Consider the following 11839-nt stretch of genomic DNA (forward strand, 5'->3'; position numbering starts at 1 on the left):
GCCAAGCATGAGAAGCTGTAACGACGAAGTAAACATGATGAGAGGAGGAGCAGAAAGATACGCACCTATTTGTTGAGAACTAAGTGAGAACTACCAACCGACAGGATCAATGTCCAAAGTAAGCTTAAGGTATTTAGCGCTTGGTAGGGCAAGCACTGGTTGCCACCACTGTCCCAACACATGGTGCAATTGACGACGGTCTTTAGCCAATAGCAAAAGTTGTGCATGGTAGCGGCTGTTCTTTTTACTCATGGGTGCATCAATAGGACCGAGAACAGCGAGGTTATGAGCATTCGGCAAATGCGCAATAGCATCCTTGAGTGCTTGAGTAGTAGCTGCTAATGTTTTACCTTCGCAGCGTATCAATGCAGCATGTCGATGAGGAGGTAAGCCCATCATTTGACGTTCTTGCAGTAGCTCGCGTGCAAATGACAAGTAGCCGTCTTTGACCAGTTTTAATAGTAACTCGTTATCAGGCTGCAACGTTTGAATCAATACGCGGCCAGCTTTGTCACCTCGACCAGCACGGCCAGCTACCTGAATCATGAGCTGTGCGGTATGCTCTGGTGAGCGAAAGTCTGCTGATAAAAATCCGCGATCGGCATTGGGTAAGCAAACCAACGTGACATTGGGGAAGTGATGACCTTTGGCAACCATCTGTGTACCGACCAATATGGCAGGGTTGCCTTTATTAATTTGCTCGTAAATATTTTCCCAGCTGTCTTTGCGTCTTGTGGTATCACGGTCTATTTGAATAATTGGATAGAGCTCTTTACTGGTTTGAGGATTGGCAAAGATTGCGTGCAGATTTTCGCTGAGCCTCGTCGTTCCCATGCCTTTGGCGTCTAGGTTTTGACTACCACAATCAGGGCATACGGTAGGGATATAGGCTTGCCAATCGCAATGATGGCATTTTAAGTACGAGTTGCTTGAATAACTGTTTCGCTGAGCTTGGCTATTATAGTGAACGGTCAGGTGCGCGTCACAGCGCGGACAATCTGCTTGCCAACCACAAGCCTCGCACAATAGAACAGGCGCATAGCCACGACGATTCAAAAATATTAATACCTGATCACCGGCTTCTAGCGTTTGCCGTATCGCCCCGATCATGGCATCCGTCAGCCCTGTATCATAGCGCGCACCGTCATCTTGTGCCTGTTGATGGGTGCTTTGCAAGCGAGCATCGATCAGCTGCATGGTTGCAGGTTTGGCATTGCCCGGACGAGTAAGCAGTTGGTATTCTGCTAGTTTGCCATCATCGACCAGTTTTAAATGCTCAAGGGAAGGTGTGGCAGTACCGAGTATCACTGGGATTTTGTACTGCAAACCTCGATAGAGAGCGACATCAGCGGCATGATAACGTAACGTGTCTTGTTGCTTATACGAGCCATCATGCGCCTCATCAACGACAATCAGGCCTAAGTCTGCAAAGGGATATAGCACAGCCGAACGTGTACCGATCACGATTTGTGCATGCCCCGTGCGGCAGTCTTGCCACCCTTGTAAGCGATGAATATTGGTCATGCCAGAGTGTAATAGCACAATATGGGCTGCGAACCGACTGGCAAATCTTGCTCGCGTTTGCGGTGTGAGTCCAATCTCTGGTACTAAAATAAGAACCTGTTTACCAGCCTCTAGTACAGCTTGCATCGCTTGCAGATAGACTTCGGTTTTACCACTACCAGTAATGCCGTTGAGCAAAAAACCAGTATAAGTATCGGATTCGTGTGCAGCAATAATAGCGTCGACAGCAAGTCTCTGCTCATCATTGAGATTAAGTGGCATTTTTGCCAGCTTAACTGGAGTAGGCGCTTGCTTTGGCTGAATATAGCGCTCGACTAGCCCTTTATCTTCTAGCGTCTTTAAAAATGCTCGTTGCATACCTTCTAGTAGCAATACATCTTCGCTTGCGCCATGCTGACCATGTAGCTTTAGCATGTCGAACTGCTGCTTTTGTTTCTTAGCATTGGCTCGAAAATCATCATCAGTGATATGAGGCAAAATGCGCCAATGGGTAATCAGCAAGTCTAATGGTTTGCCTTGACGGACAAGGCTTGGCAGGATAACTGCTAACACATCGCCAAGCGGATAGTGGTAATAGCGCGCTAACCAATAGGCAAGCTTGAGCATGCTAGCGTCCAAAATAGGCTCAGCATCTAGACATTTATTAATAGGTTTGATTTTATTAACAGGTACGCTGCTATCGTCTTGTGAAATATGAGCAATCACAATGCCAATCAGAGTCTGACGACCAAACGAAACTTCAACACGGCTGCCGATTTTCGGTATCGCACTGTCTGGCAAAGCAAGCATATCAGCTGGTAGGCTATAGTCAAACACCCGATAAAGGGGAACGGGCAGAGCAACTTGTACCAACATAAACGGCTTCGCAGTCTTATTAGGTGAATATGAGATCAGAATAATAGAACGGAGACCAATAAGCTTAGCATGATGCTAAGCTTATGGTGATATGACTTATAGGCTGTTGCTAAAATTAGCACTTAATACTAAGCATTCAATATTGTCTTATTCGATATAAAGAATAGACTCAATTTCTACCACACCACCTTTAGGTAGAGCAGCTACTTGGACGGCAGCGCGGGCAGGATATGGCTCGCTTAGATTGGCGACAAACACTTCGTTCAAGACAGCAAAATCACTCAAGTCAGTCAAAGATACATTGAATTTGACCACGTCATTTAAACTGCCACCAGCTGCTTCACAGATAGCTTTGATGTTTTCGAATACTTGCTCAGCCTGTGCTTTAAAACCTTCTCTTAGCTCCATCGTGTCAGGATCAAAACCAAGCTGACCTGAGATATAAACAGTATTGCCGACTTTTACAGCTTGAGAATAGGTGCCGACCGCTGCAGGTGCTTTATCAGTTTGGATGGTTTGACGAGTCATGGGGTGTCCCTTTTATATTTTATGTGAGTGATTCATTGCTACTAGAATAGCAGTTCTATTTTAGCTATTTGCATCACGACTATAGCAGTGATGCAAATGTGCTTATTATAATTGATATAACCGTATAATGTTAGGGAAACCTAGCAGCGAGCGTAGTTCACGGATACCCTGTGCTAAATGGTTTCGACTACGTACCACGATATGAATGATGGTATCAGTATTGCGAACATCAACGGTTTCCACACCCATATTGAGCTGGCGTAAGTGATAAATAACTTCACTGATTTGCTCGTCACTAAGCGCAATAGAGAGCTTTAAATAAGCAGGAAAACGAATCTTGCCGCTGTTTTTTAGGTCATGCTCGCCGATATCACCTTGTTTGACCGCATTGTCATTGCGCCAACGTAATTGGATCACCTGATAAGGATTGTCTTTTCGGATATCGTCCAGTGAGAAACACTTATGACGATGAACGACCAAACCATGACGCGATAGATGCCCTACGATAGGGTCGCCATATATCGGATGACAGCAATTGGCAAAATCAAGCTCGACGCCAGCAGCATTTGCAATCAGCTGTTGCGGTTGGGTCATGTCATCGCTATGTACTTTTGCCTGTAGGTCGCTCAGCTCATCGCTAAATAAACGTGTCACGACTAGCTGAGGAAGTAGCGTACCTGAGCTTATTTGTTCAAATAACGCATCTTTTTCAGTTAGGCCGCGCCATTCAGTCAGGTCTTTCCAGTCAGCATCTGTCAAATCATCAAAGCTTTTCTGATGCGTTCGGAGCGCACGATCCAATGCCTGTCTACCATGGTGTTGTTTGTCAGCGACAGATAAATCTTTAAACCAACGTAAAATCTCTTCACGGGCTTTGTTAGTTACTACAAATCCCAGCCACTCAGCTTTTGGTTCTGAGTGACTGTTTACTTCTATCTCAACGGACTGTCCATTTTTTACCACGGTGCCAAGCTTTGCAGCTTTACCATCGATATTTGCACCAACGGCCACGTTACCAATCATAGGCCCGACCGCGTAGGCAAAATCTAGCGCCGTTGCACCCTGTGGAAGCTCGTAAGCACGCCCTTGAGGGCTATAGCAAATGATTTTACTAGAGTGCAGATAATCCATCAGCTCATTAATGGTAGAGACTGCTGCTGAGAAATCAGGACTATTTTCATTCAGATTATCTTCATCGACCAAATCTTTCATGTTGCGCAATGACGCTTGGATAACCGACTGACTGACATCAGATGCGTGCTCTGCCCCGATGACACCAAGTCTTGCAGCGCTTTGCATTTGCTTGGTCAATATAGTGACTTTTACCACATCATTATCACGCTCATAAATGAGAGTCAGGGATTGGTTACCGCCTGGTAGCGGACGACGAATATTATCCGCAATATGGGTATCATCAATCTGATATTTTTTGATTAAGTAATAGGCCAGCTTGTCGCAGGCTTCGATATTGTCGAGGACGATTTCAAACGCATAATGACGCAGTAATGCATTAATCTCACCGCGATTGCGGAAAAATTGACGATATATGACCACGCGATTGTCCAATACCTTGACCAGACCATTGAGATCCAAGTTATTTAGCACGATACTTAAATAACGATGAATGGACTCTCTTTGAAAGTTTCGTCCAAGCCCATGCTGTAGCAGTTTATCAGACAGCTTGTTGTACATATCAGAGTCTAAATTGCGATAACACAATACTTCGATATAGTCAGCAATATCATTCAGACCCATTAATCGGGCAAATGGCACATAAAAATCTAAGGTTTCTTGAGCTGTGGTGCGCTGTTTTTCAGGACGTACTGCGTCAAGCGTAGACATATTATGTAGACGGTCAGCAAGCTTGATAATCAGTACACGCGGGTCGGCGAGGGTGGCGGTCAGAATTTTATGAAAGGTGGCCGCTTTATTCTGCTGCTTGTTATGTGAAGATGACTTTAGTTTGGTCACACCATCGACCAGTCTTGATACAATTTCACCATAACGCTGCTTGATTTGCTCATCACTGACTTCGGTGTCTTCGACCGTATCATGCAAAATTGCTGCAATGATGGTATCTCGATCTAAGCGAAAGCCCGCTAGTATCTCAGCGACAGCGATTGGATGCGTGATATAAGGTTCCCCTGATTTGCGCTTGTCTTTAATGTGCGCAATATCTCCGAACTCACAAGCATCAACAATATCACGGCGCTCAGCAGCAGTGAGATAACCTACCGAACGTAGTAAATTATATTGAGCATCATCGACGAGGTGATGACTGAGTTTGGGTAGGGTTTGACTCATAAAATGATGATCCTATTTTCCATGACCTACTTGTTGGGCCACTTACCGAAGCAAATGGAGGCTAAATAATGACCTACCATACAAAACTTAAGGATGAGTACGCCATTCTCTAATTAATCGCAAATCGCTTTCAATGTCAACTGATAAGCGTGTGGGCGATGAAAAAATTTCACTCAGTGGTCTATTTTGGGGATAAATGGTGACCAAAATAGCCAATACATTATTATTACAACCAAAAAACCACAGCCTATGCTGTGGTCTCTATAGTTGATCAAGATGTGTATTTATTTTATAAAAACACTATTGGCTTCATAAAATACATCTTATCAAAACAGCTTATTAGAAGCTGTGGTCGCCTGATAATGCTAAATCTAATGAGCTAGTAGCAAAATTATGCTCTGGCTGATTTAGGATGTCGCGTGTGATTTTGCCAGCGGCAATTTCACGTAGTGCCAATACTGTAGGCTTGTCGTTATCAACGTCAACCAACGGCTCGGCAATACCTTTGGCCAATTGACGGGCGCGTTTGCTTGCGACCAAAATTAGCTCAAAGCGATTATCAACATTATCCAAACAATCTTCAATCGTCACTCGTGCCATAAATAGCTACCTCGGTTGTTTTTATTAGTAACGGACTTTGCCCGCCACTTAATAAAAATAATATCAAAAATATAAAGGGGGATAGCTAAATATTATAGCATTTTTTGCCAAGTCGCGTAGTTGCTTTTTATGTCTACTTACGAGATTAGCTGCTTGTGCGTAGTTTACTCTTCTACCTGAGTGTTTAGCAAGTTGCTAATCGTGCGATGATAGCGCTGCTGCTGACGACTAAGTGTCTGCCTGTCGGCCACGATAATGGCTTTTAGCTCAGCTAAGGCTACGTCAAAATTATCATTGATCACTACATAGTCAGCATTCACATATTGTGCCATTTCGGTGACCGCACCAGCTAGACGGCGCTCTATAACTTCTACAGAATCTTGCGCGCGGGTTGAGAGACGTTGACGTAATGTCGCAATGCTGGGTGGTAGAATAAAAATCATAATGGCATCGGGAAAGATATTTCTAATTTGCGTCGCGCCTTGCCAGTCAATCTCCAAAATAACGTCAATACCCGCCGCTAGCTGGGTACGAACACTTTCCTCTGACGTGCCATAATAGTTACCAAATACTTCAGCATGCTCTAGAAATAGACCCGCATTGATACCATTGGTAAAACTATCGGTATCTGTGAAATGATAGTGCTGACCATCAATCTCACCTGGACGCGGTGCGCGAGTGGTATGAGAGACACTGACCGTTAAGTCATTGGTGGTAGCAAGCAGTTGCTTAACCAGTGAGGTCTTGCCAGTACCTGAAGCGGCAGTAACGATGAATAATGAACCTGTCATACAATGTATCCTAATAGAAGGTGTCTTAGTAACTCGTAAAATGTATTGTAATAAATGCGTGTTGATAAAAAGTTAAGCAGTGCCTCAGTCAAAAACAAAGACTGGAAAAAATAAAAAATGCCATCATGTATGGCGTTAGAAATTATAATAGATGCATTATTATAAACTGCTTTTATACAAGTTAAAGCTGGTTTTACAATATGTCGTAAGCATGCTGAGATTTGCCCACAAAATATTGCTACGAGTAGACAGCTATTTTAGAGAGCGATAAAAGCAAATTATGCTAAAGTAGAGCATTGATTTCGCCCCAACTTTTGAATGAAAACATTCAAAATACGTTTTAACTATAAATTATCCAATGATAGGCCTTTTTATGCAAATTTATCTTGCCAATCCCCGTGGATTTTGTGCTGGTGTGGACCGTGCAATTGCGATTGTTAATGAAGCATTGACACGTTTCGAGCCGCCTATTTATGTCCGTCATGAAGTTGTGCATAATAAGTTTGTGGTATCAGACTTGGCCAATCGTGGTGCGGTATTCGTTGAAGAGCTTCACGAAGTGCCAGATGGATCCGTTGTTATCTTTTCTGCTCACGGCGTGTCTAAAGCAGTTGAAGATGAGGCTGGTCGCCGTGATATTACTGTGTTTGATGCAACATGTCCGTTGGTAACTAAAGTACATATCGAAGTGGCCAAGTTCGCGCAAGATGGGATGGATGCCGTGTTGATAGGACATGCAGGACATCCAGAAGTCGAAGGTACTATGGGGCGCTTTAATCGTCGCCATGGTGGGCAGATTCATCTGGTCGAAGATGAAGGTGATGTGGCCGCATTGACTGTACAAGATGCTGAACGCTTGGCATTTGTGACTCAGACAACTTTGTCGATGGATGATACTGCGCGCGTTATCGATGCGCTACGTGAAAAATTCCCTAGTATCCAAGGCCCTCGCAAAGACGACATTTGCTATGCTACTCAAAACCGTCAAGATGCGGTAAAAGATTTGGCCAGTCGCTGTGAAGTGGTCTTGGTAGTTGGTTCGCCAAACTCATCAAACTCTAATCGCTTACGTGAGCTGGCTGAGCGTATGAATTGCCGTGCGTATTTAATTGATAATGCCAGTGAGATGGAGAAGCGTTGGTTAGATGGTGTGCAGAGTATAGGAGTGACCGCTGGTGCATCCGCGCCCGAAGTGTTGATCCAAGAAGTATTGCAACAGTTGCAAGACTGGGGTGGTGATTTGCCTAGTGAGCTATCTGGTATTGAAGAAAATGTGACGTTTAGTCTGCCGAAAGCGTTGCGGATTCCTGTTACTCAGGTTGGTAAGTAACTAATATTCGTGTTTGTATTTATATTTTTATGAATCATCATTGATATGGATAAGGTCGCATGAAAGAACCAAAAGCCAGATTTATATTGGCAGAGGCCACGCTCGCTGAAGTCAACAAGCAACTCAAGCTCAATATGCTAGTGATGGCAGCAGTGGTTTTCGTATTGTTTATGAATATCATGAAGTTTATGGCAGAAAAAAGCTTTTTTTATGCGATGCTCGCAGTAGTCATGATCTGTTTACTATTTTTCTTACAAAAAGCTCGCCGTATTCTCACACTAAGAAAACAAGAGCTTACCCACAAATAAAAAGTACAAGCCTAAATAAGAAATACAGATGAAAGTGCCAAATATAGGATAGTTATGACTGCTTATTACAAATTTATTAAACGAGAATTACAAGAAGACGGTGTCAGTGTGGCGCATTATCAGCCAACCAAGCATGCTCAAGGTGCTTGGAATGAGCATGAGCAGCACATGGCGCCAGCAACAGGCCTATTAACAGCCGAGATCAACAGCTTTGCGCCACAACCCAATACTCGTATCGCACGTGTGAGCCTCGATATCTTGGGGCTAATACCACTTGACGACTTTACTATCACTACTCGCTGTATCCGACCAGGCAAGACTATTGAGCTGGTCGAAGCGGTCATGAGTAGCCGTGGCCGCGATGCTATTATTGCAAGAGCGTGGCGACTGATTACTCAAGATACCAGCGAGATTGCCGGACTTGAAGATCAACCAGCAGAATACAAACCTGAAGAACTACCAGTTTGGGAAGGTATGAAAGGCTGGCCGGGCGGCTTTATCGAAAGCGTACGTCTAGTAGCAACAGAAGACCGTCGTGCTGGTCGCGGTATGGTATGGATTACCAATGATCTCGACATGATTGAAGGTGAGGCGACTGATGATTTGGTGCATCTATTAGGTATGGTCGATACTGCCAATGGTGTTGTACCAAGATTGGGTCTTGGTTTGTCTAAGTTAGAGTGGATGTTTCCCAATACTGATTTGCAAATCCATATGCATCGCTCGCCAAAAGGTCGCTGGCTGGGTATCGAGGCTGTACAACAATATGGCGATGATGGTATCGGATTGACCAGTGCGGTATTGCACGATGTATACGGCCCTTTTGGTCGTAGTGAGCAAATCCTTACTATTCGTCCGATGCCACGTTAAAAGGCTAAGAGTCAGCCAGCTTGTAGTTTTTAAAAATGAAATGATATGTTGTAATCAATTAATTATACAAATAATGGAAAAATGGTTTTAATAGTAGCTAACAAGACAATATTACTAAAAAAATAATATTACTAACAAGCCGATGTTAATCAACATAGAGGTTACTATGAAAACCCATACTCAATTTTCAAAAAAGCTGACGACTCTCTGGGATATATTGATAGAAGCATATTCAGAATAGTTGCTGGTGTTTGCGCGTTGGTTGCTATGTCAGAAAATGACTGAGCAAATAAATAACTGACACCAGAGCACCGCCTTGATAAACAAGCGCGGTGTTTTTTATGGAATAAAGATTTTGAGCTTGAATTTTTTCTCAATGCCCCTATTAGTATAGACAGTTTAACGTTATTACATACGGCAAGTTATCTAACATTATGAGAACGGCTTTAGTGAGTATATCGTTATCTGATAATAGGTCTTTCATAGAATTTAAAGGAGTTTTTATGAGTGAAGCAACTCAAGCTGAAGGTCTGAATCCAGAATTAAAAAAACATACGTTTGAAGCGGAAGTGGCGCAATTACTGCATTTGGTAACGCATTCACTATATTCTAACGCTGATATTTTTGTCCGCGAGTTGGTATCTAATGCGTCGGATGCTTGTGATAAGTTGCGTTTTGAAGGTACAAATGATGATAGCCTTTATGAAGATGATGGCGAATTAAAAATCCGCATCGCTGTCGATGAAGCTGCCAAAACTATTACCTTTACCGACAATGGTATTGGTATGAACGAAGCCGATGCAATCGAAAACTTAGGTACGATTGCTAAATCAGGCACCAAGGCGTTTTTAGACAAATTGTCTGAATCACAAAAGCAAGACGGACAATTGATTGGTCAGTTCGGTGTTGGTTTTTACTCAGGTTTTATTGTGGCTGATACCATCAGTGTCGAATCACGCAAAGCGGGCGAGCCTGCGGATAAAGGCGTGCGCTGGGTATCAGATGGTACTGGTAGCTTTACTGTTGAACCTATTACCAAAGACACGCGGGGTACAGCGATTACTTTGCACTTAAAAGAAGAATATAGCGAGGGCGAAGATAATTACTTGGATCGCAGCAAAATCAAGCGCTTGGTTAATAAATACTCTGACCATATCAGCTTGCCGATTCAGATGCGTAAAGAGATCTGGCAAGAAGATGTAAAAGAAGACGAAAACGACGACACACCTGCTGGTGGCGAGATGGTACTCACTGATGAGTGGGAAACAATCAACAAAGCCAGTGCACTATGGACGCGCTCAAGCTCTGAAATTGAAGATGATGAGTATGTCGATTTTTATAAGAATATTTCTTATGACATGGATGCGCCGCTTACTTGGACACATAACCGTGTAGAGGGTCGCGTACAGTATACGCAGTTACTATATATCCCTAAAAAAGCGCCAGTCGATCTATACACTCGTGAGCAGCAGCATGGTCTAAAGCTATATGTGAAGCGCGTCTTTATCATGGACGAAGCTGAGCAATTGCTACCGATGTATTTGCGTTTCGTGAAAGGTGTGATTGATTCAGCAGATTTACCATTGAACGTGAGCCGGGAGCTATTACAAGAGTCACGTGATGTAAAATCTATTCGTGATGGTAACGCTCGCCGTATCTTGACGCTGCTTTCAAGTCTTGCCAATAGCGAAGACAGTGACAAGCAAGAGAAGTTTGCTCAGTTCTATGCAGAGTTTGGTGATGTCATCAAAGAAGGCCTAGGCGAAGACGCAGGCAATCAAGAACGTATTGCTAAGCTATTGCGTTATGCTACCAGCACCCAAGACGGTTTGGTAACAAGCTTCGAAGATTATAAAGGTCGTATGAAAGATGGCCAAAAAGCCATCTACTACCTCACCGCTGATAACCTAGCTGCTGCGAAAAACAGCCCGCAACTTGAGCTATTCAAGAAAAAAGGCATTGAAGTTATCTTGATGACCAGCCGTGTTGATGAATGGGCAATGAACTTCTTGACCTCATTCGATGAGACACCGCTGCAAAACATCGCCAAAGGCGCAGTAGATTTAGGCGACTTGCAAGATGAAGCAGAAAAAGCGGAAGCGGAGAAAGCCCAAGAAACGCTAAAGCCTGTTGTTGATAAACTAAAAGCTGCACTGGGCGAGCGTGCTAAAGACGTCAAAGTATCGACGCGTTTAGTCGATAGTCCAGCTTGTTTGGTTGTAGGTGAAGGTGAGCTATCACCACAAATGATTCAGATGCTACAGCAAATGGGTCAGGACGTACCAGCAAGTAAGCCAACGCTAGAAGTAAACCCTGACCATCCACTCATCAAAAAGCTTGAAAGTAGTGATCAGTTTGATAGTCTGGCGCAAGTCATTTTTGATCAGGCATTGTTAGCAGATGGTGGTCAGCTAGACGATCCAGCCGCTTACCTAAAACGCGTCAATGAGCTATTGATGAGATAATGTTTAGTAATTAGTAAAAAAGGGAGGCTTTATATAAGAGGCCTCCTTTTTTATTTGAATTTTTAGCCAAATTTGAGTGAATTTTACAAATCAGCCTTATCCTCTTAACCGACAATCCGTTACAATCGCGATAGATTAGCGAGCTAAAATATTAGGCAGTGCTAGTCATCTTCTATAATCACTCCATCGTGAATTCAATATAAATCGATGTCTGCATGCTGTACAAAAAATCGTCAATTGATTGCACCGCGCGGCTGTTACATT

9 protein-coding genes are annotated in these 11839 nt (G+C 43.5%); 4 read left to right on the top strand and 5 right to left on the bottom strand.

The window, feature by feature from the left end; all coding sequences use genetic code 11:
• Positions 1 to 90 precede the first annotated feature (90 nt).
• The 5 genes from QL886_RS11525 to gmk form a co-directional block, all read right to left on the bottom strand.
• The gene (locus QL886_RS11525; protein WP_290178797.1) at positions 91 to 2379 is read right to left on the bottom strand and encodes a primosomal protein N'; all 2289 of its coding nucleotides are present in this window, start codon (positions 2377 to 2379) and stop codon (positions 91 to 93) included.
• Positions 2380 to 2526: 147 nt separating this feature from the next.
• Positions 2527 to 2907, bottom strand: coding sequence for a RidA family protein (locus QL886_RS11530; protein ID WP_057761400.1), 381 nt, complete (start codon positions 2905 to 2907; stop codon positions 2527 to 2529).
• A 105-nt stretch (positions 2908 to 3012) separates the two neighbouring features.
• On the bottom strand, positions 3013 to 5211 hold the full coding sequence (locus tag QL886_RS11535) for an HD domain-containing protein (protein WP_057761397.1): 2199 nt from the start codon (positions 5209 to 5211) through the stop codon (positions 3013 to 3015).
• 339 nt (positions 5212 to 5550) lie between these two features.
• Positions 5551 to 5811, bottom strand: coding sequence for a DNA-directed RNA polymerase subunit omega (rpoZ, locus tag QL886_RS11540; RefSeq protein ID WP_057761396.1), 261 nt, complete (start codon positions 5809 to 5811; stop codon positions 5551 to 5553).
• Positions 5812 to 5975: 164 nt separating this feature from the next.
• Positions 5976 to 6602 carry a guanylate kinase gene (gmk, locus tag QL886_RS11545; RefSeq protein WP_201548780.1) on the bottom strand — a complete coding sequence of 209 codons (627 nt, stop codon included), beginning with the start codon at positions 6600 to 6602 and terminating at the stop codon, positions 5976 to 5978.
• A 373-nt stretch (positions 6603 to 6975) separates the two neighbouring features.
• On the opposite strand from gmk, the gene ispH reads away from it, so the two are divergent.
• The 4 genes from ispH (at position 6976) to htpG (ending at position 11575) form a co-directional block, all read left to right on the top strand.
• Entirely contained in the window at positions 6976 to 7932 is a 957-nt protein-coding gene (gene ispH, locus QL886_RS11550; RefSeq protein WP_290178798.1) for a 4-hydroxy-3-methylbut-2-enyl diphosphate reductase, read from the top strand.
• A gap of 59 nt (positions 7933 to 7991) precedes the next feature.
• Positions 7992 to 8240: a hypothetical protein gene (locus tag QL886_RS11555; RefSeq protein WP_290178799.1), complete on the top strand. Its 249-nt coding sequence runs from the start codon at positions 7992 to 7994 to the stop codon at positions 8238 to 8240.
• A gap of 54 nt (positions 8241 to 8294) precedes the next feature.
• The gene (locus QL886_RS11560; RefSeq protein WP_290178800.1) at positions 8295 to 9110 is read left to right on the top strand and encodes a thioesterase family protein; all 816 of its coding nucleotides are present in this window, start codon (positions 8295 to 8297) and stop codon (positions 9108 to 9110) included.
• A gap of 503 nt (positions 9111 to 9613) precedes the next feature.
• A complete protein-coding gene (htpG, locus tag QL886_RS11565) occupies positions 9614 to 11575 on the top strand; it encodes a molecular chaperone HtpG (protein WP_290178801.1) in 1962 nt (653 codons plus the stop codon).
• The last annotated feature ends 264 nt before the right edge of the window (positions 11576 to 11839 follow it).

It is taken from the genome of Psychrobacter sp. APC 3281 (assembly GCF_030407815.1).
In the GTDB taxonomy this organism is placed as follows: Bacteria; Pseudomonadota; Gammaproteobacteria; order Pseudomonadales; family Moraxellaceae; genus Psychrobacter.

Coding starts and splice junctions, on each gene's coding strand:
- QL886_RS11525 (WP_290178797.1), bottom strand. CDS start 2,379: ATGTTGGTACAAGTTGCTCTGCCCGTTCCCCTTTATCGGGTGTTTGAC.
- QL886_RS11530 (WP_057761400.1), bottom strand. CDS start 2,907: ATGACTCGTCAAACCATCCAAACTGATAAAGCACCTGCAGCGGTCGGC.
- QL886_RS11535 (WP_057761397.1), bottom strand. CDS start 5,211: ATGAGTCAAACCCTACCCAAACTCAGTCATCACCTCGTCGATGATGCT.
- rpoZ (WP_057761396.1), bottom strand. CDS start 5,811: ATGGCACGAGTGACGATTGAAGATTGTTTGGATAATGTTGATAATCGC.
- gmk (WP_201548780.1), bottom strand. CDS start 6,602: ATGACAGGTTCATTATTCATCGTTACTGCCGCTTCAGGTACTGGCAAG.
- ispH (WP_290178798.1), top strand. CDS start 6,976: ATGCAAATTTATCTTGCCAATCCCCGTGGATTTTGTGCTGGTGTGGAC.
- QL886_RS11555 (WP_290178799.1), top strand. CDS start 7,992: ATGAAAGAACCAAAAGCCAGATTTATATTGGCAGAGGCCACGCTCGCT.
- QL886_RS11560 (WP_290178800.1), top strand. CDS start 8,295: ATGACTGCTTATTACAAATTTATTAAACGAGAATTACAAGAAGACGGT.
- htpG (WP_290178801.1), top strand. CDS start 9,614: ATGAGTGAAGCAACTCAAGCTGAAGGTCTGAATCCAGAATTAAAAAAA.